The sequence below is a fragment of the Streptomyces sp. NBC_00704 genome, from assembly GCF_036226605.1.
Classification (GTDB): Bacteria; Actinomycetota; Actinomycetes; order Streptomycetales; family Streptomycetaceae; genus Streptomyces.
The window spans coordinates 374,096-396,320 of sequence record NZ_CP109000.1 but is presented as its reverse complement, the minus strand read 5'-3'; the positions used below and the strand labels follow the sequence as shown (position 1 = coordinate 396,320).

The following is a 22,225-nucleotide window of genomic DNA, read 5'->3' as shown; positions in this document are numbered from 1 at the left end:
CCCGCGGCCGGGGACCGGCGGACGGCGCCGCCGCGCGTGAGCGGGACCACGCAACCGGCCGCCCGCACGCCCGCGCACGCCCCAAGAGTGCCCGAAACCGCCCGAGATCGTTCGGTACCGCCCGAGATGGCCCGAGATCGCACGGAGTTCGCTTACGGAATCTGCACGGGGGCGTCCGGATGTGACCGCCTCCATTGCACCGGGGGGCGTACGGCGACAGTGTCTGTCCTCGCACGTTTTTCCGAAGAACTGTTATCCGTCGCCCCCGAGGAGATCCCCGATGCGACGGACAGCACCGTTCGGAATCGACGACAGGGAAGCTGCAATGAGTGAACGGCACACGGTGGAGACGACGGCGCTGGTGACCGCCGCGCGAGCGGGAGACCAGGCGGCCCAGGAGGCGCTCGTCGGCGAGTACCTCCCGCTCGTCTACAACATCGTGGGCCGGGCGCTGAACGGCTCGGTGGACGTGGACGACGTCGTGCAGGACACCATGCTGCGCGCCCTGGACTCGCTCGGCGCGCTGCGCGACCCGGAGAGCTTCCGCTCCTGGCTGGTGGCGATCGCGATGAACCAGGTCCGGGCGCACTGGAACCGGCAGCAGCCGACCCGGACCGCCATGGAGGAGGCCGACGAAGTGGCCGACCCGGGCGCCGACTTCGTCGATCTGACCATCGTCCGGCTGCAGTTGTCCGGCCAGCGCCAGGAGACCGCTCTGGCCACGCGCTGGCTGGAGCCGGACGACCGGGGGCTGCTGTCCCTGTGGTGGCTGGAGTGCGCCGGTGAACTCACCCGGGCCGAGATAGCCGAGGCCCTCGCCCTTTCGCCGCAGCACACCGCGGTCCGCGTCCAGCGGATGAAGGCGCAGCTGGAGGCTGCCCGTGTGGTCGTGCGGGCCCTGGAGGCCCAGCCGCCGTGCCCGGAACTGCGCGGTGAGCTGGCCGCGTGGGACGGCCGGCCCTCGACGCTGTGGCGCAAGCGCATAGCCCGCCACGCGCGCGGGTGCGTCCAGTGCTCCGGTCTGTGGAGCGGACTGGTGCCCGCGGAAGGGCTGCTGGCCGGTCTCGCGCTGGTCGCCGCGTCCTCCGCGCTGCTCGCGCGGACGCGCGCCGCCGCCGACACGGTCGCCCTGGCGGGTTCGGCGTCCTCCCTCCCCGAGGGCGGACCGGACGTCACCGTCCGGTCCGGCTCACGGCACTCGACGGCCGGCCGCTCGGCGTCCCGCACCGCGACCCGGCGCAGGCGGCGCACCCGGCGACGCGCGGTGGGCGGCGCGGTCGTGGCGGCGTGCGTGGCGGGCGGCGGCTTCCTCTACTTCGGCCTGCGGCCGGACGGCGGCGCCCAGGACAGCACCGCAGTACGGCCCGTGGACGACGCGCTGATCTCCGGCCGTCCCACCCCCGACGCCGGTGCCGCGACCTCGCCGTCGCCGTCCGCCTCCCCGACGGCGTCCGCGTCGCCGTCACCGTCGTCGTCGCCGAGCGCGAGCGCCTCGCCGCGCCCCCGCAAGAGCGCCACCGCGTCGGCGGCTCCCGCGGCGAAGCCGGCCGGCTCGCGTCCGCCGGCATCCCGCAGGCCGACGGTGCGGTCCGGGTCGTCGGACCGCTCGTCCCAGGTGATCGCGCTCGTCAACGAGGAGCGGGCGAAGGCCGGTTGCGGACCCCTCACCGAGGACCCCCTGCTGCGCAACTCCGCACAGGGGCACTCCGACGACATGGCCGCCCGCGGCTTCTTCGACCACACCAACCCGGACGGCGCCGACCCCGGGAAACGCATCACGGCCGCGGGCTACCGCTGGTCCACCTACGGGGAGAACATCGCCATGGGGCAGCAGACCGCCCAGTCGGTGATGACGTCCTGGATGAACAGCCCCGGCCACCGCGCCAACATCCTCAACTGCTCCTTCAAGAACATCGGCGTCGGGATCCACGACGGATCGGGCGGCCCGTGGTGGACGCAGAACTTCGGCGCCAAGCTCTGACCGCGAGGCCGCCGGGCCGCCCGCCAGGCGTTTTCCCGTCCGGCCTGCCCGCCAGGCGCTTTCCAGTCCGGCCTGCCCGCCCGGCGGTTTCCCCTCCGGCCCCTCCGGCCCCTCCGGTCCGTCGTGAACGCCCGCCGTGCGGGCCGGGCGTCCTGCCGGGCCCGCACGTGCCCCCCGCAGGGGCACCGCCGTCCGGCCGGAGGCGGGGGTCGGGTGTGGCGAGCAGGTGCCGTCCGGCCGGTCCCTCCCGGATGCCGGGTCACCCGCCCCTCCGGGCGATGCGCGAAGCGTTCGACTTGCCTGCACCGGCCGTCGGGAGCACCTTCGCGCGGGGCAGGGCACGACCTCGCGGCCGAGGTCGTCCAGGACGGTGCCGCCGGTCAGCCGGACGGTGTCGCCGAGGTCGGAGTCGACCCGGCCAGGTCGCCGCCGAGGGCGGTGGCCGTGACGTCCTCCAGCACCACATGACGCCGGAACCGCTTCGCGCAGTCGCCGCAGGAGCGGACCAGCTCGCCGAAGCCGACCGCCTCGAAGTTCCGCACGGTCAGCGTGCCCGCGCCGTCGAACCGGAACACCGTGTCCGCCGCCCCGGCCGCGCCGCCGCCGCTGACGACGTAGGCGGCGTCGGGGGACTCGCCGAGGAAGGCCGCGGCGTCCTCGCCGACGTCCTCCCAGTACACGTTCTCCAGGGTGCAGCTGCCCAGACAGCGGACGCCGTCGGAGGCGGGGGCGCCGAGGATCACGTTCTTCAGGACGGCGCCGTCGGCGAGTTCGAACAGCGGGTCCCGGCCACCGACCCTCTGCCCCTTCGGGGACGGCGTCGCCGCCGCCGTGAACCTGGTCAGCTCCCCGTCGAAGACGCCGGTGATCCGCCGTGTCGCGGTGAGCCGCTCCTCGCCGGCCGCCCGCGGCACCGCGAGCGCACGCACACCGGCCGTGCCCTCGCTCCCGGTCGCGAGAGCGGCCTGCGCGGCGATCGCGAGGCCGAGCACGCCCGCCGCGACCGCGGCGATCAGCGGGGTCCTGTTCTGCGGCCTGCGGTGCCCGGAGTGGGGAGAGCGAGCCGTCACGTGATCACCGCGCCTTTCCGAAAGCAGTCGGGACTGCATACGGGCCCGGCGCCACGGGTGTTCAGGGGACGGGGCGAGGGCGAGGAAGGGCGGAGGGGCGGGCGGGCGAGTGGCCGGGTGGGGGTGGCCGCGCCTGACATGCGGCCACCCCCGCCCTTCGGTGCCGGGAGCCCCGGGCCCCGAGGGTGTCCTCGGGGAGGAGGGCCGGGGCGTCCCGGGCCTGTGCGCCGCCGGGCCGTGTGCGCCGGGTCGCGGTGGACGCGCACGGCGCGGGGCGGCGGCAGGCGGTCAGTAGGTGTGCAGGGTGAGTCCGTAGCGACCGAGGATCTCGTTGACGGGCTGGAACCAGGTCTCGCCGCCGGAGGAGCAGTTGCCCCAGCCGCCGGAGGTGACGCCCTGTGCCTGGTCCCCGCTGATGAACGAGCCGCCGGAGTCGCCGCCTTCGGCGCAGACGCTCGTCTTCGTCATCTGGTGCACCGCGCCCTGGCTGTAGTTGACCGTTTCGTTCCTGGCCAGCACCGTCCCGCAGTGCCAGTGGGTGGTCGACCCGGAGCGGCAGACGGAGGAGCCCACGGGCGCCTCGGCGGACCCGCGCACCAGCTGGTCGGGGACCGTGCCCCAGCCGAGCACGACCGGCACCGTCCACCAGCCGCTGCCCACGCTGACCCACGCGTAGTCGTTGTCGGGGAACGAGGAGCCCCGGAACTCGCCGACGTAGGAGCCGTCCCAGCCCCGGACGCCCGCACCGGCGGTGCCGCAGTGGCCGGCGGTGACGAAGCCTCCGTGGACCGAGAAGCCGATGGAGCAGCGGACGTTGCCCGTGTAGTAGGGGTCGCCGCCGACCGTGCCGGCCGCGAAGGTGCGCGGCGCCGCGGCGACGGTCTCCACCGTGACGGGCGCGGCGGCGCGGGCCTGTGCGAGGAAGCGCCGGACATCGTTGTCCGCGCGCCGGTCGCGGACGACCGTGACCACCACGCCGTTCGCGGCCGGGTCGACGTGCCAGCCCGCCACGCCGGCGGGGGCGGAGAGCCGGTCGATGCGCGACTTGGCCGCGTCCAGCGAACTCGCGCTGTGCTCGACGACGCGGACCACCGCTCCCGCGGAGCCGATCGCCGTGCGCGTGGCCTGCGACGCCCGCGAGGTGACCGCCACCGTCAGACGGCCGTCGGCGGCGTCGAACCAGGACCCCGCGTACGCGGAGCCCGCCGTGCGGCGCACCCTCGGTTCGAGGGCGGCGGCGGCCCGCTCCGCCCGCAGCCGGGCGCTCGCCTCGCGCTCGGTGAGGCCGAACTGCCGGCGCATGGCCCGCAGCAGTCCCGCGGAGGCGCGGGCGGAGTCGCCGCCGGTGGAAGCGGCGGCGGGCCGGGAGGCGTGGGAGCCGGGGCCGGCGGCGGGTGGCGCCGGGGCCTGGCCGCTCGCCGCCGCGGGGGAGATACCCGCGCCGACGAGCCCGCCCAGGGTCAACAGCGCCGCCAGACAGAGGGGGCCGAGCCGTGTGCGTCTCATGGGAGTTGCCCTTCGTCGTTCCAGGAGTGGGGGTGGAACAGGGGCGGAACAAGGGTGGAACAGGTGGGTGAGAGCGCTCTCAGGTGGGGCGGAGCCTAATGGGTGACGGGTGGCAGGTCTATGCCAATGGCAGGGCGGATTTCGGGCACGGTCCGCCGGGGGCGTCCCGCCGCGTCGACGGACGAAGACATCGGCGGACCGACGTCGGAGCACAGACGTCGGCGGAGGCGCCGCGGCAGCGCCGTACCCTTTCCGGGTGCCGTCCTCCCGTCTGCAACGTGTCGCCGTCCTCGTGCTCGAAGGAGCGAAGCCGCTCGACGTCGGCATCCCGGCGCAGGTGTTCACGACCCGCGCGAGCATGCCCTACGAGGTGCGGGTGTGCGGCGCCACGCCCGGCCTCGTCACGGGCGGCGACGGACTGTCGTACCACGTCGCGCACGGGCTGGAGGCGCTCGGCTGGGCGGACGTCGTCTTCATCCCCGGCTACCGCCACCCCGACCGCGACGACCCCCCGCGCGCGGTCGTCGACGCGCTGCGCGCCGCCCATGAGCGGGGGGCACGGCTGGCCGCCATCTCGACCGGCGCCTTCGCCCTCGCCGCGACGGGTCTGCTCGACGGCAGACGCGCCACCACCCACTGGCACTACACCCGGGCCCTCGCCGCCAGGCACCCGCACGTGCGCGTCGACGAGAACGTCCTGTTCGTCGACGAGGGCAGCGTGCTGACGTCGGCGGGCGCCGCCTCCGGCATCGACCTGTGCCTGCACGTCCTGCGCCGCGACCTCGGCGTGGCCGCCTCCAACCACGCGGCCCGGCGGCTGGTCGCGGCCCCCTACCGCAGCGGCGGCCAGGCCCAGTACGTGCCGCGCAGCGTGCCGGAGCCGCTCGGCGAGCGCTTCGCCGCCACCCGCGAATGGGCGCTGCACCACCTCGGCGAGCCCCTCACCCTGGAGACCCTGGCCCGGCACGCGGCCGTCTCCGAGCGGACCCTGTCGCGGCGCTTCGTCGAGGACACCGGATACACGCCCATGGAGTGGGTGATGCGCGCCCGCATCGACCGGGCGCGCGAACTGCTGGAGCGCTCCGGGCGCGGCGTCGAGCAGATCGCGGGGGACGTCGGGCTCGGCACCGGCGCGAACCTGCGGCTGCACTTCCAGCAGATCCTCGGGACCACGCCGAGCGAGTACCGGCGCACCTTCACCCGGGGCGAGTGACCGGGGCGAGTCACCGGGCCGGGACCGGCGGGGGGAAGATCACCGGTTGGCGAGATCCTTGCGAACCATGGCGCTCACGCCCGGGCCGTGCGCGGGCGCGGCGCGCGAGGCTGGTGGAGAACCGAAGGGACATCACTCATGACTCGCATCGCCGTCAATGGATTCGGCCGCATCGGACGCAACGTGCTGCGCGCACTCCTGGAGCGCGACAGCGACCTGGAGATCGTCGCCGTCAACGACCTCACCGAGCCGACCGCCCTGGCCCGGCTGCTCGCCTTCGACTCGACGTCCGGCCGGCTGGGCCGCCCGGTCACCGTCGAGGGCGACGTCCTCGTCGTCGACGGCCGCCGTATCAAGGTCCTCGCCGAGCGCGAGCCGGCGCAGCTGCCCTGGGCGGCGCTCGAGGTCGACATCGTGCTGGAGGCCACCGGCCGGTTCACCTCGGCGAAGGCCGCCCGCGCCCACCTCGACGCGGGTGCGCGCAAGGTGCTCGTCAGCGCGCCCTCGGACGGCGCCGACGTCACCCTCGCGTACGGCGTCAACACCGACGCCTACGACCCCGAGCTGCACACGATCGTCTCGAACGCGTCCTGCACCACCAACGCGCTCGCCCCCCTCGCCGCCGTCCTGGACGACCTCGCCGGCATCGAGCACGGCTTCATGACGACCGTGCACGCCTACACGCAGGAGCAGAACCTCCAGGACGGCCCGCACCGCGACCCGCGCCGCGCCCGTGCCGCCGGCGTCAACATCGTGCCGACCACGACCGGCGCCGCCAAGGCCATCGGCCACGTGCTGCCCGCCCTCGACGGCAAGCTGTCCGGCGACTCGATCCGGGTGCCGGTCCCGGTGGGCTCCATCGTGGAGCTGAACACGACCGTCGCCCGCGACGTCACCCGCGAGGACGTGCTGGCGGCGTACCGCGCGGCCGCCGAGGGCCCGCTGGCCGGCGTCCTCGAGTACTCGGAGGACCCGCTGGTGTCGTCCGACATCACCGGCAACCCGGCGTCGTCGATCTTCGACTCGGAGCTGACCCGGGTCGAGGGCCGTCATGTCAAGGTCGTCGCCTGGTACGACAACGAGTGGGGCTTCTCCAACCGGGTGATCGACACGCTCGAACTGCTCGCCGCCCGCTGACCCGCCGCTTCACCGGGGCCGGCCGCCCGTCGCGGCGCCGGCCCGCAGGTCCGCCGCGAGGGCGTCCAGCCACACCTCCATGTCGCTCAGGAGGGACAGCGCGCCCGGCGGGCAGTCGGGCGCGAGGTCCGGCGGCGGCGCCGGCCGGATCCGGACGCCGCCCGCGGGGAAGCCGGCCGCCCGCACGCCGGCCGCCTCCACCTCCCCGGCGGCCTCCCGCAGCCAGCGCCGGGCGACGCCGGGCAGCTCGCGCACCCGGTCCGTGCGGGGCAGCCAGTGGGATCCCACCAGGACCCGGGCGCCGAAGTTGAGAGCGGCCAGGTAGTCGGGCTCCGTCCCGGACTCCGACGAGGGCTCGGTGCGGTACTGCGCGTACGCCGCCTCCGCGATCCGGAGCCGGTGCCGGGTCAGCCGGACGGCCCGGTCGGCCTCCTCGCCGCCCGGACCGCCGTCGTCGCCGTCGCCGGTCGTGGCGGCGGCGGTGGACGTCACCAGGGGCCCGGCCGCGCACAGCAGCGCCGCCATGCTGCGCCGCGCCTCGGCGCGGGCGCCGAACGGCCACGCGAGGACGCCGCACAGCAGCCCCACCGCGCTCCCGGTCAGCACGTCGACGACCCGCATCTCCGCGAGCCGCCAGGTCACGGGCGCGATCTGCGCGAACGCCACCGACACGACCAGGGTGAACAGCCCCTGCGCCCAGGCCGGCCCCTCCAGCGGGCCCACCGTGAAGGCCACCAGCATCATCGGCACGAGCAGCCACGCGTACACCTCGGTGGCGCCGCCCGCCTCGACCAGCAGCAGCCCGGCCGCCAGCGCTCCGGCCAGCGTGCCGACGACGGCCGCGCGCACCGTCGACCACGTCGCGCCCGCCGTGGTGCGCCCCAACGTCAGCACGGCCAGCAGCACCCAGAAGCCGTGCGAGAGGTCCAGCGAACCCGCCACCAGCCGGGCGGCACAGAGCCCCAGAGCGGTGCGCATCGCGTTCTGGAAGACGACGGAACGTCGCGTCAGATTGCCCGACAGGCGCACCGAGAACAGGCGGACCGCCGGCAGCCCGGCGTACCAGAACTGCTCCCGGGGCAGCCCGTGCAGGGGCCGCCGGCCGCCGTACGCCAGCGCGACCGCGGTGCGCACGGTCACCGCCGAGACGGCGATCGTCAGCACCGCCGACTGCCGGCGCAGCAGCTCGCGCGGACGGGCGCCGCGCCCGGCCGGGGTCGTCTCGCGGGAGACGAGGAACGCGGCGATCATCTCCTCGATCAGCTCGGGACCGGCCGCGGGGCGCCGGTCGCGCAGGGAACGGGCCGCCCCGCCGCAGCCGTCGGCGACACCCCGGAGGAGCTGCTGCGAGGCGGTGTCCGCGGCGGCGCGCGGCATCTCGCACAGTGCCGCCAGCTGGTCCACGAGACGCCGGGTCGCGGAGCCCGCCTGGGCCAGCGCGCGGTCCCGGCGACCCGCGCCGGTCGGGCGCGCCCCGGCCGGGAGCCGGGAGAAACGCAGCTCGCGGCCGGCCGCCCGCAGCCGCCCGCCCGCCCCGTGCCCCGCGCCCCCGGTGCGGGTCAGCGCCACGGCCGTGTGCTCGGCGAGGTCCAGGACGTCGGCGATCCGGCCGCGGTACGAGGGCTGCGGCGGGTCGGGGAGCACCGTCCGTTCGCACAGCGCGAGCAACAGTCCGCCGATGGCGACGCCCGCCAGCCGCTGCGGCAGGGTCTGCGGGGCGAAGGGCGGGAAACAGGCGAGGATGTAGAACAGCAGCAGCCCGGGCGCGGTCCCGGCCGGGCGGGGGCCGCACACCGCGCCGAAGGCCAGCCCGAACCCCACGAGCAGCATGCCCGCCACGGCCGCCCAGGTCGTCACGGCGAGGGCGGTGCCCAGGGCGGCGAGAGCGGCGGCGGCCGGCAGCGCCCACAGCACGGTGGCGGCGCGTCCGCGCCCGGAGCCCGGCAGCGGTGACAGGACGCCCAGTGCGATGGGTGTGAACAGCGCGTACACCGCGGTCACGGGCTGGTCGACGAGGTAGGCGGCCGGATAGAACCCGGCGGCCGCGGAGGCCGTCACCCGGACCGCCCGGCGGCCGGCCCCGACGGACTCGGCGAGCGAGGGCCGCTTGGGCATCGGGCGTTCCTCTCCGCGCGCCACCCGAGGTCGTCAGCACTCCCAGTGTCGCGCGGCTCCCCCGCCGGCGCAGGGGCAGCCGCCCGTCGCCGGGCGCGGGGCGGGCGTCCGGGTCAGTCGCCGAGCAGGGTCCGGCCGGGCGGCCGCCGGTAGACCTCGCGGTAGAGCGCGGCGAAGCGGCCCGGGTGGAAGAAGCCCCAGCGGGCCGCGACCTCGGTGACCGTCGTCCCGCCGTCGGGGGCCGCGGCCCGGAGCTCCCGGTGGGCGTGGGAGAGCCGCACCTGGCGCAGGTGGGCGAGCGGCGTGGTGTCCAGGTGCCGTCGGAAGGCGTACTGCAGCGCGCGGACGGTGACGTGGGATGCCGCCGCGATGTCGGCGACGGTGATCGCCCGGTCGGCGTGGTCGTCGATGTAGGCCAGCGCCCGGCGCAGGGCGTCGGGATGCCCGTCGCGGCGGTCGGCCGGCGTGGGGTCCGTCAGTGCCGTGTTGGGGAAGGCGTTCAGCACGGTGGCGGCCAGGTGCTGGGCGGCCGTCGACACCACCAGCGGCTGCTCCGTCATGGCCGGTTCGGTCAGCACGTGGTCGCGGACGTAGGTGATCGTCTGCCGCAACTGCTCGGCCGCGGCGGGGGAGTGCGGCCGGTGTCCGGTCAGCCGGACCGGGCCGGTCGCGGCCGGGGCCGCGGTGGCGGCGACCTGGTCGAGCAGGGCCGGCTCCAGCAAGGTGACGTTGTAGCGGGCGCGGCAGACCCGCCCCGCGTAGGACAGCGTCGGCGGCGCGAAGGACACGACGTCCCCGGGGCCGAACGAGTCCTCCACCCCCTGGTAGACGTGGTCCCGGATGGTGCCCTCGTGGACCACGCACAGGCAGATCCGGTTCAGCGGGGTGACGGCGTAGCTCATGTCGAAGTCGAGGTCGATCTCGTCCACGGTGACCGGTCCGAGACCGTTGCGGCTGATCCGCGCCCGGCCGGCGTCCGGTGTGCTGCTGCCGATCCGCATCTTCGCGTAGGCGCGGCTGAGGAAGTCCTCGGTCCGGTCCAGGTCGTCGCTGTCGAACGTCAGCGTGTGCATGGCCCCCGGATCTCCTCGCCCTGGAACGGTGTACGGTCCTTCGGGGCGCGTCTGCCCCATATTTCCTTCACGAAGCCCGCGCGGCCGGCGCACGACCGGATCTTCTTTCGTTGTGGGGACGGTCTTCCCCGGTTCTCTTCGTTTGCCGGATCGCGGCGAGGCGCCGGGCCGCGCAGAGTGGAGCAGAACTGCGTCGTGCGCGTCCCTGTGCACCGGCGCTCCCGGGGCGTGAGGAGGAGAAGCGACCTCGTATGCCGGACCATGACGAACTCGTACAGAAGGTCGCCGCCCTCGAGCAAGAGGTGGACCAGCTGCGCCAGGCCCTGGCCTCGCGCGCCGACATCGACCAGGCGCTGGGCGTGGTGGCGGCGGTGTGCCGGCTGAGCCCCGAGAACAGCTGGGACGTGCTCCGGCAGGTCTCCCAGCACACCAACATCAAGCTGCGCGACGTCGCCCAGCACGTCATGCGCTGGGTGATGAGCGGACGGCTGCCCGAGGAGATCCGTCCCGCGATGCGCGCCGCGGTCCTCAGGACCCGGCACCGGGCACGGCACGGTGCGGCGGGCGGCCCAGGCAGCCCCGGCGCCGGACTGCTCGACCGGGACGCCGGCGACGAGCGGGACCACGGCCGCCGGGCCGCCCGGCCGTCCGCCTCCCAGGACGCGTGAGCCCGCGCCCGCGACCGCCCGCCCCGCCGGGGCCCGGTCGTGCGCGACGGCCGGTCTCTGACATCCTCGACGTCTCGACCGGGACCGGCGGTCCGGCCGTCCGCGACGGGCCGGCCCGGTGCGGCGGCACAGCGCGCAGAGCGGGGGAGCAGCAGTGGCGGAACGAGAGGCCCTGACCGCGGCCGGAACCGCGCTGGTGGTGCGGCGCCGGCCGCCCACACCGCCGGGAGCCGCGGTCCTGGTCCTGCACGGCGGCCGCGAACACGGCCGTGAGCGCTCCCGGCCCTGGCACCCGGCGTCGCTGCGGATGCGTCCCGTCGTGCGGGCGGCGCTGGCCGCGACGGACCGGCGCGACGTGCTGGTCGGCGAGGTCCGCTACCGCTTCCGGGGCTGGAACGACACGGCCGACCCCGTTGCCGACACCGTGCGCGCCCTCGACGAACTGCGCGCGGGCGCGGGCGAAGTGCCGGTGATCCTGGTGGGCCACTCGATGGGCGGCCGGGCGGCGCTGCGGGCGGCCGCCGATCCCTCGGTGCACGCGGTGCTGGCTCTGGCGCCGTGGTGTCCGCCCGGCGAGCCGGCGGGCCATCTCGCCGGGACGAGCGTGGTCGTCCTGCACGGCGACCGCGACCGGGTGACCGACCCCGGCGAGTCCGCCCGCTACGTGCGCCGCGCCCGGGAGGCAGGCGCGCGTGCGGGCCTCGTCCTCGTCCGGGGCGGCGACCACGCGATGCTGCGCCGGGCCGGCGACTGGCATCGCGCCACCGCTTCGGTCGTCGCCCAACTGCTGGAGTCCGACCAGGGTTTGACGGGCCTGGCCGGTGAAGCCTGCGCGGCCGAGGGCCCTTTGCCGTGGTGACGCGGGGCCGTGTCCGGCCGCGCCGCGCGCCGTTCGCAGGACCTCGGTGTCGGCGTTCGCCGTTTCGTCGGGGACAATACGATGATGTCGTCGCCCGTGGCCGGCTTGCCGAGCCGTCAGGCGGCGTCCCGTCAACGCCGGTTCGCCCCGTCGGATCGTCGGCCGTGTCCCCTGTCCGTCCTGCCGCGTCGGCCCGCCCGACCGCCCACGAAAGCAGAGCCTCTCCGGTGATTTCCGCCTTCGACGACACTCCCATCTACCACCGACTCGTCACCGAACGCGGCGACGTGCCCGCCGACGTCCGCGGCGAGGCCGAGCGCATCAAGCGCGACCTCGACCGCGTGATGAGCGCCCCCTCCTCCTTCGCCCAGGGCAGCCTCCCCGCGCAGCGGTCGTTCTTCTCCTGAGGACCCGGCCGGTTCCTCCCGGGAGCGCCGCCGACTTCCTCCGGGTCCACGTCCGAACGTCCGTGCCGCTCACTGCGCGGTGGCGACGCCCACGCCCACGGCGATGAACAGCCAGCCCGTCGTGCGTTCCCAGCGACGCCGCCAGGCGGGCCGCGCCGGCAGTGACCGCAGCCGCGCGGCGACCCGCACCAGCAGCAGCCAGTAGACGACGCCGACGGCGATGTCGAGTCCGCCGAGCAGGAGGACCTCCCGGGCGGGCGCGCCGCCGTGGGGGGTGAACTGGGGCAGGACGCTGAGGAAGAACAGCGCCGCCTTGGGGTTGAGCACGTTCGTCAGGAACCCCTGGACGAAGCTGTCGCGCCGGCCGCCCGGGACGTTCGCCGACGTCCCGGTGCCCGAACCGGTTCCCGCCCCGTCCCGCCGGACGTGCCCCGAGCCGGGCGCCGCGCCGCGCCGGACGCGGGTCTCCGGAGCCGCGCCCTCGCGGCCGCCGGGCGTACGCCGGTCCCCGAGCAGCACCCGTACGCCCAGATACGTGAGATAGGCCGCCCCCGCCAGCCTGACGGCGGTGAAGGCGAACGCCGATCCCGCGGCGAGCGCCGACAGACCCAGGGCCGCCGCGCACATGTGCACGCACAGCCCGGTCTGAGCGCCCAGCGCGGCCGCCCGTCCCAGAGCGGCACGCCGCGCCGCCGCCCTGACGATCACCAGGAAGTCGGGCCCGGGAACCAGATAGGCCAGCAGCACCACACCCAGGAAACCCGCCAGATCGACCGACACCGGCCTGCTCCGTCCCGTGCGCCCCCGCGGACACACCACCGGCCTACCGGGTTCCGCACCGGCCCCGAGTCATGCCCGCGGACCCGTTCCGTCGAGCAAGAGAGTTCCGCACCGGCCCGAGTCATGCCCGCGGATCCGTCCCCGTGCGCGGCTCACCGCCCGCCGGGCCCCCCGTGCGGGCGGGCCGTCCCGCCGTCGGCTCGGCCGCCCGCGCCGAGGAGTCCGGTGGGGCGGAACGGCTCGGCGGCCTCCAGCCGCGGCAGTTCGTGCCGGGCCACGCGCAGGACCAGCGGCGGCAGCACGGCGCGCGTCCCCTGCACCAGGCGCAGCCAGGCGGGGACGTAGACGGCGGTGCGCCGGCGTTCGACGGCCACGGCGAGCCGCCGTGCGACGAACTCCGGCGGATACACGCGCCGGGCGGGCGGCGGCATGTGCGCGCGCAGCTCGCGCAGCACCGCATGGCGGTCGGCGTCCCGGATCATGTCGGTGTCGGCCCAGTTCAGGTAGGCGACCCCGACGGCCACGCCGTGCTGCGCCACCTCGGCCCGCAGCGAGTGCGCGAACGACTCCACCGCCGCCTTCGAGGCGCAGTAGGCGCTCATCAGGGGAGCGGCGCCCATCGAGGCCAGGGAGGCGATCTGCAGGTAGTAGCCGGCCGTGTCCATCAGGTCCGGCAGGAACGTGCGCGCCGTCAGCGCGCTGCCCACCACGTTGACGTCGATGACGCGCCGCCACGAGACCATGTCCGCGTCGGCGAACGGCCCGCCCTCGGCGACGCCCGCGTTGGCGACGACCACGGACGGCGGCCCCAGCCGCGCCCGCACGGCAGCCGCGGCCCGGCCGAGGGCCTCCGCGTCGGTGACGTCGGCCTCCACGGCCAGCGCGGGGCCGGGCAGGGACGCGGCCAGCTTCCGCAACGCCGCCCCCTCGTGCCCGATCAGCGCCAGCCGGGCTCCGCGCCCGGCCAGTTCCCGCGCCTGCGCCGCGCCCAGGCCGCGCGCGGCTCCCGTGATCACGACGGTGCGCTCCTGCAACGGACTCTCGTGCACGGCCTGCTCCGTTCCTCGACGACGGTGGAACCGGTCAGCCGGTGGGGGGCTTCCTCGCACCCGTGCGGTCACGGCGGGCCAGGATCCGCTGGACTTGACTGCGGCCCGGCGGGACACGGCGGCGCAACGCCGCGCGAGCCGCGTTCGCGCCCGGCGCTCCATGGACGCCGCCGCCCGGGTGGGCTCCTGCGGAGGCCAGGTACAGGCCGCGCACGGCGGTCTCGGGGCGGCCGCTGCCGGCCAGCGGCCGGAAGAAGAGCTGCTGGTGGAGCGCGGTCGTGCCGCCGTTGATCGCGCCGCCGTGCAGATTGGCGTCGAGGGACTGCAACGTGGGCGGAGCCAGGACCCGCCGGGCCCGGATAAGGGACCGGAAGCCGGGGGCGAACCGTTCCACCTGCCGTTCGACCCGGTCGGCCATCAGCTCCTGCTCCTTCGCGTCCCAGACGCCCGTCAGCCCCTCGTCCCCGGCGTCGCCCGCGACCTCCTGCGGCACGTGCGTGTAGGCCCAGGCGGACTCGGTGCCGGCGGGGGAGCGCACGGGGTCGGTCGTGGTCATCTGGCCGAACAGCGCGAAGGGGCGGTCGGGGACCCGGTGCATGGCGATCTGGGCGGCGAAGCGGGTCAGCTCGTCGAGCCCGTCCGCCAGGTGCACGGTCCCGGCCCGGTGGGCCGCCTCGGCCTGCCAGGGCACGGGCCCGCCCAGCGCCCAGTCGACCTTGAAGGTCGCGAAGTCCCACTGGAACCGTTCCAGGTCGGCCGACACCTGGGCCGGCAGGTGCTCCGGCTCCAGGAGCGACCCGTACAGCGCCGGGACCGACACGTCGGCCAGCACGGCTCGCCGCGCGGCGAGCGGCTCGCCGTCCGCGGTGCGCACCCCGACCGCGCGCCCGTCGCGGACGACGATCCGGTCCACCCGCTGTCCGCAGCGCAGGACGCCGCCGCGGGAGCGCAGCCGCCGGACCAGGGCCGCCGTCAGCGCGCCGGAGCCGCCGACCGGAGCGGGAAAGCCGTAGCTCTGGCCGAGCATCGACATCAGCCAGCCGAAACCGCCGCTGCCCGCCGCCTCCGGAGCGAGGTCGGCGTGCAGCGCGTTGCCTGCGAGCAGCAGCCGTCCGCCCTCGCCCCCGAACTCCTCCTCGCCCATCCGGCGCACCGGCAGGATGAGCGTGCGGGCCATGCGCAGTCCGCCGGCCGCACGGAGTCGGGCCGCCAGCCGGGCCGTCGCCCGCACCGGCGGGAACGGCGTGAACAGCGCGTCGAGGATGTCCGGCCGCAGTTGCTCCCAGACCTCGTGCAGCCGGCGCCAGGCGTCCCCGTCGCCGGGCCGGAAGGCGTCCAGCGAGTCGGCCGTGACGGCGATCCTGCGGTCCAGGAGCGCGCAGCGCCCGTCGGTGAGGGGGTGGGCCAGGACGCTGGGCGCATGACTCCAGCGCAGGCCGTGCTCGTGCAGGCGCAGAGCGGACAGAACGGGGGAGGACACCGCCAGCGGATAGAACGAGCTGAAGAGATCGTTCACGAACTCCGGGTCCACGGACCGGTCGTGCCGCACCGCGCCCCCGGGCTCGGGCTGCTCCTCCAGGACCTCCACGCTCCAGCCGGCGTCCACCAGGAGGTTGGCCGCGACCAGTCCGTTCGGTCCGGCGCCGATCACCACCGCGTCAGCCATCGCCGCCTCCCCGGGCGAACGGGAGCGCCGTGCCCTTCGGGGACGCTCCGGCCGGTCGGCGCCGGGCCGGCCGACGCGGTAGGTGCGGTCGGTGCGCAACAGCCACCGTGCCTCCTGCGATCGCTGCGGACGAGGTGCGCCGAGTGCCCATATCGGCAGCCGTGAACCCTTTCGCGGTGTAAGGGGCCCGCACCGGGGCACCAGTGGATCTTGAAGGCGGGCTCGTTGTCAGTGCCTTGATGAAGGATGCCCCCAGGTGAGATCAACTCCGGCTCAGCCGGGTAGGCGGTCTCATGTCCCCGTCCAGGAAAGGTCACCGACGATGCCGCTCACCGCCGACCAGCCGCACATCCTCGACGTACGCTCCGCCGCGCGCCGCCCGATGCGCGAGGAGTGGCCGGCCCCCGTCGCCCCGGGACCCGTCGTCGCGGTCGTGGCCGGTGTGCCCCGCCCCCGCGAGGCGCCGCGTCCGGCCCGGCGCACGGCCGCGCCGCTTCCCGCCGCCGCGCCGCGCCGCGCCGGGACCGACGTGCTGCGCATCGTCTCCGACCCGCGTACGCCCGTGTTCGTCACCGAGCACGCCAACGGACGCCGGGTGTACGGCTACTGGCGGCCGCTGGACGCCGAGGGCGGGCGTGGCGGCTGCTACGTGGCGCTGTCGGCCGCCGAATGCGACGAGCTGTACGCGGCCGGCCGGATCACGCTCGGCGAGCCGGTCACGGACCCCGCCAAGACGACCTACCGGGTGCTGCTCGCACGCACCGCGGGCGCGGCGGCCCGCCCCGCGCCCGCTCCCGTCGCGCCGGCCGGAGTGCGGCGGCGCCCGGCGCGAGCGGCCTGATCGGCGCTTCGCGGGGTAGCCGCAGCCCCAGAAGCGGTCGCCCGCCGACGGCGCCGCACACAGACGGCACGGACCGGCCGCGCAGAGCCGCGTACCCGGACCGCGCGCACCGACCAGGGGAGGACCACATGAGCGTCATCCAGCGCATCAAGGAATTCAGCAGGAGCCCTGAGGGGCGGCGCACGATCGAGCAGGTGCGCCGTACCGCGGCCGACCCGCAGCGCCGGGCCCAGGCACGGGGCCTGCTGGCACGACTGCGCACCCGCCGCTGACCGCTTGCGGGGCGACACCGACGAATCCGCCCGCCGTCGTCATGACGGCGGGCGGACTGCTGTCTGCGCGGACCGCTCTCTGCGGGGCGAGTCCGCCCGGTCCGGTTCCGGCGGCGGGCGGACTGCTGCGCGGGGTGTCTGCCGGTCAGGCACCCGTGTGCTGCGGGCTGAAACAGGCCGTGACGGTCTTGCCGTGCGGGCACGGGTGCGCCTCCCAGCTGTCGGCCAGCGCGTCGACGAGGAACATGCCCCGTCCCCCGGCGCGGTCGGTGCTGGGGTCGCGGGGGGCGGGCAGCTCGGCCGACGCGTCGTGGACCGCGATGTGCAGACAGCGGCTGTCCCAGGTCATCACGAGCTGCGCGTCGCTGTGCGCGTGCCGGTGGGCGTTGGTCACCAGTTCGGACACGGTCAGCAGCACGGCGTCGACGGTGTCCGGAGCGGAGGTGGCCCAGCCCAGGGTGTCGAGGTGATGCCGGGCCCAGTCGCGGGCCGTCTTGACCGTGCACTCCAGGGGCAGGGAGCGGGCCCATCCGACTGCCCGCAGCGCTGATCGGTCCATTCCTTGATCCCTCCGAGATAGCGTCCACCGGACCTCCGTCTACCCCGGGACGCCCGCGTGACGCCGCGCCGGACCCGGTCCACCGGCGCAGACGAGACCCCGGACGTCTCCGATGCGTCCGACGCGTCCCATGCGCCCGGCGCGCCCGGGGCGGCTGTCCGGCCGCCGGTTTCCCGGGCAAGGTGGAGACATGACCGTGCTCGCGCTGTTCTTCGCCGTCCTCGGGGCCGCCAGCAACGCGGTGGGCACGGCGTTCCAGCGCAAGGCCGCCTCCACCGTTCCCGAGGGCGGCGGTCTGCGGCTGCTGCGTGCCCTCGTGCGGCGTCCCGCCTGGTCACTCGGCATCGCCGGCGTCATCGGCGCCGCGGTGTTCCAGGCGCTCGCCCTCGTCAACGGGCCCATGGCCCTCGTGCAGCCCGTGTTCATCCTGGAACTGCCGTTCGCCCTGCTGGTGGCCGCGCCCCTGATGCACCGCCGGCTGTCGCCCGAGGCCTGGCGGGCGGTCGCGGCGGCGGTGGCGGGGCTCGCCCTGCTGCTGGCCTCGGCCGCCCCGCACGGCACACGGCAGCAGGCGGCCATGGAGCGGTGGGTCCCGGTCCTGGCGCTCACCCTGGGCGCGATGGCCGCGGCGGTCGCCCTCACCCGGTCCTCCGGGCCGCTCCTGCGGGCCGCCGCGCTCGGCTCGGCCGCGGCGATCGGCAACGCGCTGACCGCCGCCCTCATGAAGTCGTCCACCGGACGCCTCGCCGACGACGGGCTGCCCGCCTTCCTCACCGCCTGGCAGACCTACGGGTTCGCCCTCACCGGCGTGGCGGCGCTCCTGCTGCTGGAGAACGCTCTCCAGGCCGGTCCCCTCACCGCCTCGCAGCCGGCGCTGACCATCGGCGACGCCACGGTCAGCCTCCTGCTGGGCGTCGTCCTGTTCGAGGAGGAGATCCGCTCGGGCTGGTGGCTGCTGCCCGAGGCGCTCGGCGTGCTCCTCATCCTGTGGGGCGTGCTGCGGCTGACCCGCGTGGTGCCCCACCTGTCCGACGTCGTCCGCTGAGCGCGGCCACGGAGCGCGGCCGCGACGCACGTCGCCGGGAGCGTCCACCGGGCACGGCGGCGCGCACCCGGCCGCCGTCACGCCGGATGCGCCACGGCGTCCTTCTGCAGCTCCACCGCCGCCAGCAGGCTCAGCCTCTTCTCCGCCTGGCGCAGCGCCTTCACGGCCGCGATCGAGGCCACGTCCCCCGTGAAGCCGACGGCGGCCAGCCGGGAGCGCACCCAGTCGGCGCGCAGCCGCGCCTCGGTGGCCGCCGCGGTGGCTTCCACCAGGGCGACGGCGCGCTCCAGTCCCGGGCGCTCCTCGGGGGAAGCCCCGGCCAGGGCCTCGCGCAGTGCCGCCGCGACCACGTCCGCGTCCCGGACGACCAGCACGGCGTCCTGCTTCTTGCCGAATCCCGTGAATCCTGTCATGTCGATCATGCTCGGATCCCGGAGTCGTCCCTGCCAAGCGACTTGAGGAGCTTCAGAGCCTTCGTCCCGCGCCGGGAGGCGAGCCGGGCGTGCGGCGGGGTAGGCGGGAGGGAGCAGACCGACGAAGGGATCGTCATGACGACCTATGTGATCACCGTGCCCGGCACCTTCACCGCGGGGATCGAGGACGAGGCGCGCACCCGGCTGAACCGGGCCCTGCGCCCCGGCGACCCGCATCACACGCGCATGGGCGACGCGGAGGACCTCGACGCCCTCACCGTGAACGAGGACGACACGTTCACCATCCGGCTCGCCGTCGAGGCCGACAGCGTTCCCCACGCGGAGGAGGACGCCCGCAGGCTCGCGGACTCCGCCCTGCGGGCGGCGGGCCTCGACGGGAGCGACGCGCCGCTCGGACCGGCGGTGATCACCGGCATCGACTCCGAGATGTGAGCCGTCCGCGCGCTCCCGCCCGCCGACCCCAACGTGCTCGCGTGCAGGTGCAGTTGTGGACCGCCCCTCAGCGACCGCCTCGCCCGTGGGTCAGGCGCTGCCACACCGCGTCCGCCATCGCCGCCTCGCCCTTGGCGTTGGGGTGCGCGGGGGCGGCGGGGGAGGCGGGCTGAAGCGGCTCGATCCACCGGACCGCGGGAGACGTGCACATGTCGTGGCCGACGGTGGGGCCGTAGGTGTCGACGTACTCCGCGCGGTTCAGCAGGGCCACCAGACGGAGCATCAGGTTGAGGTGCTTGCCGGTGTCGCGCAGGTAGGGGAAGTCGCGCGCCGCGAACGGCACCGACGGCGCGCAGCCGCTGCCGTCGTCCGGCAGCAGGTCCGGGTAGCCGACCAGGACGACCCGGGCCCGGGGGGCGCGCTCGTGCACGGCCCGCAGGACCCGCGCGATCTTCGGCGCGGTCTTCGCGATCGTCACGCTGAGCTGGTCGACGCCCGAGACGCTGTAGTGACGACGGCACGGATCCCCGGCCGGGTCCTGCGCGGCCACCTGCGCGCAGGTGGCGATGATGGAGCCGAAGCCGATGTCGTTCCCGCCGATCTGCACCGTGACCAGGTCGCTGCGGCGGTTCACCGCGTCCAGTTGGGGCCCGTTGGCGCCCTGCGGCTTCCACATGTTCTCGGTGGTCGCCCCGCCGCAGCTGACGTCCTTGAACGTGGTGGCGCGAAGCCGGGCGGCCACGAGGGAAGGGTAGTTGTGGTCGGACCGGGCGCAACCTACGTCCACCTGGCGGGGGATGAAGGGGCCGGAGGTGTAGGAGTCCCCGAGTGCCGTGTAGCGCGCCCCGCCGCCCGGCCCGTGCGCGGCGACCGGCGTCGCCGAGGCGGCCACGAGGGCGCAACCCCCCAGCGCTGCCAGCAAGGTGACGCCGTGCCGGCGACGGACCGCCGGTCTTCCCGTTCCTGTTCCGCGTTGCATCGGGTCTCTCCCCCTCGCAGCCCGTGGCCCGCCCGCGACGCCGCCGGTACGGCGGCCGCGACGGTTCGACCGGGCATGTATACCGCCCGGTCGGTCGACGGTGCCAGACTCGGGAGCCAACCCGTTCAGCTCGTCGCAGGGGAACCGGCATGCCCGAGGGATGGCGGTGGGGCAGGACCTTGTTCGCCGGCGGCGCCGCCCACCACGTGCACGGTCGCCCTCCGTACGCTCCGGGCTTCGCCGACGCGCTCGGCACGGACGGCCGGGGCCGGCTCCCCGACGTGGGCTGCGGCCCGGGCGTCGTCCTGCTGCCCATGGCGCGCTTCTTCGACGAGGCGGTAGGCGTCGACCCCGACGAGGCGACGAGGCGACGAGGCGACGAGGACATGCTCGCCGAGACGGTGTCCCCGCTGCTTCCCGCCGGTGCGACCGGGCGCGGGTGGCGACGGCCCGGCCGTAATCCGCTTGACCCGGTCGTGGCGCGACGCTGCACTGTGCGGGGCGCACGAGCCGTGGCGTCCGTGTGTTCCGGGGAGGCGCCGCCAGCCATGGAGATACGTTCCACGACCGACCAGGACCTCGACGTCTTCGTCGACACGCTCCATGCCGCGTTCGGGCGGTTCCCGGAGACCCCGACCGGTGACGGCGGGCTCTGGTGGTCGGCGATCGAGATGGACCGCGGGCTGCTCGCCCTCACCGGGGACGGCCGCCCCGTGGGCACCGCCTGCGCGTACACCTTCGAACTCACCCTCCCCGGCGAGACCCTCGCCCCCTGCGCCGGGGTGAGCGCCGTGGGCGTCCTGCCCACGCACCGTCGCCGTGGCGTGCTCAGCGCCATGATGCGCCATCAGCTCGCCGAGCTGCGGGCGCGCGGGGAGTTCCTCTCCGTGCTGCTGGCCTCCGAGGCCCTGATCTACCGCAGGTTCGGCTACGGCCCGGCGACCTACACCCAGCGGCTGACGGTGCCGCGCCGGCAGGGCGCCCTCGCCGTACCGCCGGTGGGCCGGGCGGACGGCGGCGCCGTCGAACTGATGCGGCGGTCCGCGTGCGTCGACGTCCTGGAAGACGTCTACGACCGGTACCGCCGCGCCCAGCCCGGCGCGCTGTCCCGGCCGCACCGCTGGTGGGCCGTGGGCGCGGGGCAGCCGCCGGTCTCCCCGGCGGCGCGCCACGTCGCCGTCCACCGCGACGCCGACGGCGTCCCCGACGGGTACGCCTCCTACGCGCTCGACGACTCCGAGACCCTCACCGTCGACGAGACCGTCGCCCTCGACGACGCCGTGTTCACCGAGCTGGTCCGGTTCGTCCTCGGGCACGACCTGGTCACCGAGGTGGTGCTCAAGCACTTTCCGCCCGGTCATCCGCTGCGCTGGCAGTTCGCGGACTTCCGTGCGGGCCGGGTGAGCGGCGACACCGACTGGCTCTGGGTGCGGCTGCTGGACGTCCCGCGCGCGCTGACCGCGCGCGGCTGGTTCGCGGACGGCGAACTGGTTCTCGACGTCGACGACCCGTTCCTGGGCGAGCGCGGCCGTTACCTGCTGACGGTCCGCGACGGCAAGGCCGAGTGCGTCCCCACCGACCGCGACCCCGACCTGTCGCTCGATGTGAGCGACCTGGGCTCGGTCTACCTCGGCGGCACCGCCCCGGGCACGCTCGTGCGCGCCGGGCGGATCCGGGCCCACCGCCCGGGCGCGGCCGCCCTCGCCGACGCCCTGTTCCGCTCCGACCGCTCCCCGCACTGTCTGCACTGGTTCTGACGGCGACCAGGGCCGTCCCGGCGGCGGCCCCGGCCGCGGCTCAGGCAGCAGCGGCCGGCGGCGCCGATGACGACCGCGGAACCCAGGGCCGTCCGGGCACCGGGCCCGTCCCGTGCCGGACCACACCCCTCGCGCTGCCGGTTTCCCCGTCACGCGTTCCGGTCCTGTCCCGCCCTGCCTGCTCACGGCCTCGCCGCTTCCGGCCGTCGGCCCTTTCACGGTCTCGCCGCCTCCGGCCGCCGGCCCTTCACGGTCTCGCGCCCTCGGCCGTCCGGACGCCGGGCCCGTCCCGTGCCGGACGGCGCCCCTCCCGCTGCCGGTCCCCGCTCACGCTTTCCGGTCCCGTCCCGCCCGTTCACGGCCTCGCCGCCCCCGGTCGGCT

General features: G+C 75.5%; 21 protein-coding genes. 11 read left to right on the top strand and 10 right to left on the bottom strand.

Features of this window, described 5'->3' with window-relative positions; all coding sequences use genetic code 11:
* The first annotated feature begins 325 nt into the window (after positions 1-325).
* Complete coding sequence (locus OG802_RS01590; RefSeq protein WP_329406396.1) at positions 326-1,981, top strand: sigma-70 family RNA polymerase sigma factor; 1,656 nt, start codon at positions 326-328, stop codon at positions 1,979-1,981.
* 380 nt (positions 1,982-2,361) lie between these two features.
* Here OG802_RS01590 and OG802_RS01585 read toward each other — a convergent pair whose 3' ends face one another.
* Positions 2,362-3,051, bottom strand: coding sequence for a pectate lyase (locus tag OG802_RS01585; protein ID WP_329406395.1), 690 nt, complete (start codon positions 3,049-3,051; stop codon positions 2,362-2,364).
* A 288-nt stretch (positions 3,052-3,339) separates the two neighbouring features.
* Positions 3,340-4,557, bottom strand: a complete 1,218-nt coding sequence (locus tag OG802_RS01580) for a S1 family peptidase (protein ID WP_329406394.1) — start codon at positions 4,555-4,557, stop codon at positions 3,340-3,342.
* A gap of 256 nt (positions 4,558-4,813) precedes the next feature.
* Here OG802_RS01580 and OG802_RS01575 point away from each other — a divergent pair, with 256 nt between their 5' ends.
* Complete coding sequence (locus OG802_RS01575; RefSeq protein WP_329406393.1) at positions 4,814-5,770, top strand: GlxA family transcriptional regulator; 957 nt, start codon at positions 4,814-4,816, stop codon at positions 5,768-5,770.
* A gap of 138 nt (positions 5,771-5,908) precedes the next feature.
* Positions 5,909-6,907 (top strand): type I glyceraldehyde-3-phosphate dehydrogenase, encoded by a 999-nt coding sequence (gene gap, locus OG802_RS01570; protein WP_329406391.1) that lies wholly within the window; start codon positions 5,909-5,911, stop codon positions 6,905-6,907.
* Positions 6,908-6,916: 9 nt separating this feature from the next.
* Here the strand turns inward: gap and OG802_RS01565 are convergent, their stop codons facing one another.
* Together OG802_RS01565 and OG802_RS01560 are read right to left on the bottom strand one after the other, a co-directional pair.
* Complete coding sequence (locus tag OG802_RS01565) at positions 6,917-9,022, bottom strand: FUSC family protein (protein WP_329406390.1); 2,106 nt, start codon at positions 9,020-9,022, stop codon at positions 6,917-6,919.
* Positions 9,023-9,135: 113 nt separating this feature from the next.
* Positions 9,136-10,095: a helix-turn-helix transcriptional regulator gene (locus OG802_RS01560; protein WP_329406389.1), complete on the bottom strand. Its 960-nt coding sequence runs from the start codon at positions 10,093-10,095 to the stop codon at positions 9,136-9,138.
* 251 nt (positions 10,096-10,346) lie between these two features.
* Between OG802_RS01560 and OG802_RS01555 the strand changes: the two genes are divergently transcribed.
* From OG802_RS01555 to OG802_RS01545, 3 genes are all read left to right on the top strand, one after another.
* Positions 10,347-10,763 (top strand): ANTAR domain-containing protein, encoded by a 417-nt coding sequence (locus OG802_RS01555; RefSeq protein WP_329406387.1) that lies wholly within the window; start codon positions 10,347-10,349, stop codon positions 10,761-10,763.
* A gap of 154 nt (positions 10,764-10,917) precedes the next feature.
* A complete protein-coding gene (locus OG802_RS01550) occupies positions 10,918-11,622 on the top strand; it encodes an alpha/beta hydrolase (protein ID WP_329406385.1) in 705 nt (234 codons plus the stop codon).
* A gap of 227 nt (positions 11,623-11,849) precedes the next feature.
* Positions 11,850-12,029 (top strand): hypothetical protein, encoded by a 180-nt coding sequence (locus OG802_RS01545; RefSeq protein WP_329406382.1) that lies wholly within the window; start codon positions 11,850-11,852, stop codon positions 12,027-12,029.
* 69 nt (positions 12,030-12,098) lie between these two features.
* Here the strand turns inward: OG802_RS01545 and OG802_RS01540 are convergent, their stop codons facing one another.
* From OG802_RS01540 to OG802_RS01530, 3 genes are all read right to left on the bottom strand, one after another.
* Positions 12,099-12,809 carry a LysE family translocator gene (locus OG802_RS01540; protein WP_329406379.1) on the bottom strand — a complete coding sequence of 237 codons (711 nt, stop codon included), beginning with the start codon at positions 12,807-12,809 and terminating at the stop codon, positions 12,099-12,101.
* Between the two features lie 152 nt (positions 12,810-12,961).
* Positions 12,962-13,858, bottom strand: coding sequence for an SDR family oxidoreductase (locus OG802_RS01535; protein ID WP_329406377.1), 897 nt, complete (start codon positions 13,856-13,858; stop codon positions 12,962-12,964).
* Positions 13,859-13,892: 34 nt separating this feature from the next.
* The gene (locus OG802_RS01530) at positions 13,893-15,524 is read right to left on the bottom strand and encodes a phytoene desaturase family protein (protein ID WP_329406375.1); all 1,632 of its coding nucleotides are present in this window, start codon (positions 15,522-15,524) and stop codon (positions 13,893-13,895) included.
* Positions 15,525-15,846: 322 nt separating this feature from the next.
* On the opposite strand from OG802_RS01530, the gene OG802_RS01525 reads away from it, so the two are divergent.
* Positions 15,847-16,365, top strand: a complete 519-nt coding sequence (locus tag OG802_RS01525; protein ID WP_329406373.1) for a hypothetical protein — start codon at positions 15,847-15,849, stop codon at positions 16,363-16,365.
* Between the two features lie 128 nt (positions 16,366-16,493).
* Positions 16,494-16,637, top strand: coding sequence for a hypothetical protein (locus OG802_RS01520; RefSeq protein WP_329406370.1), 144 nt, complete (start codon positions 16,494-16,496; stop codon positions 16,635-16,637).
* A gap of 145 nt (positions 16,638-16,782) precedes the next feature.
* On the opposite strand, the gene OG802_RS01515 is transcribed toward OG802_RS01520, so the two are convergent.
* The gene (locus OG802_RS01515; RefSeq protein WP_329406368.1) at positions 16,783-17,196 is read right to left on the bottom strand and encodes an ATP-binding protein; all 414 of its coding nucleotides are present in this window, start codon (positions 17,194-17,196) and stop codon (positions 16,783-16,785) included.
* Between the two features lie 190 nt (positions 17,197-17,386).
* Here OG802_RS01515 and OG802_RS01510 point away from each other — a divergent pair, with 190 nt between their 5' ends.
* The gene (locus tag OG802_RS01510; protein ID WP_329406366.1) at positions 17,387-18,241 is read left to right on the top strand and encodes a DMT family transporter; all 855 of its coding nucleotides are present in this window, start codon (positions 17,387-17,389) and stop codon (positions 18,239-18,241) included.
* Between the two features lie 77 nt (positions 18,242-18,318).
* Here the strand turns inward: OG802_RS01510 and OG802_RS01505 are convergent, their stop codons facing one another.
* A complete protein-coding gene (locus tag OG802_RS01505) occupies positions 18,319-18,654 on the bottom strand; it encodes a hypothetical protein (RefSeq protein ID WP_329406364.1) in 336 nt (111 codons plus the stop codon).
* A 135-nt stretch (positions 18,655-18,789) separates the two neighbouring features.
* Here OG802_RS01505 and OG802_RS01500 point away from each other — a divergent pair, with 135 nt between their 5' ends.
* The gene (locus tag OG802_RS01500) at positions 18,790-19,107 is read left to right on the top strand and encodes a hypothetical protein (RefSeq protein ID WP_329406362.1); all 318 of its coding nucleotides are present in this window, start codon (positions 18,790-18,792) and stop codon (positions 19,105-19,107) included.
* A gap of 67 nt (positions 19,108-19,174) precedes the next feature.
* On the opposite strand, the gene OG802_RS01495 is transcribed toward OG802_RS01500, so the two are convergent.
* On the bottom strand, positions 19,175-20,086 hold the full coding sequence (locus OG802_RS01495; RefSeq protein WP_329406359.1) for an SGNH/GDSL hydrolase family protein: 912 nt from the start codon (positions 20,084-20,086) through the stop codon (positions 19,175-19,177).
* A gap of 548 nt (positions 20,087-20,634) precedes the next feature.
* Here OG802_RS01495 and OG802_RS01490 point away from each other — a divergent pair.
* A complete protein-coding gene (locus OG802_RS01490) occupies positions 20,635-21,843 on the top strand; it encodes a GNAT family N-acetyltransferase (protein ID WP_329416887.1) in 1,209 nt (402 codons plus the stop codon).
* Positions 21,844-22,225 lie beyond the last annotated feature (382 nt).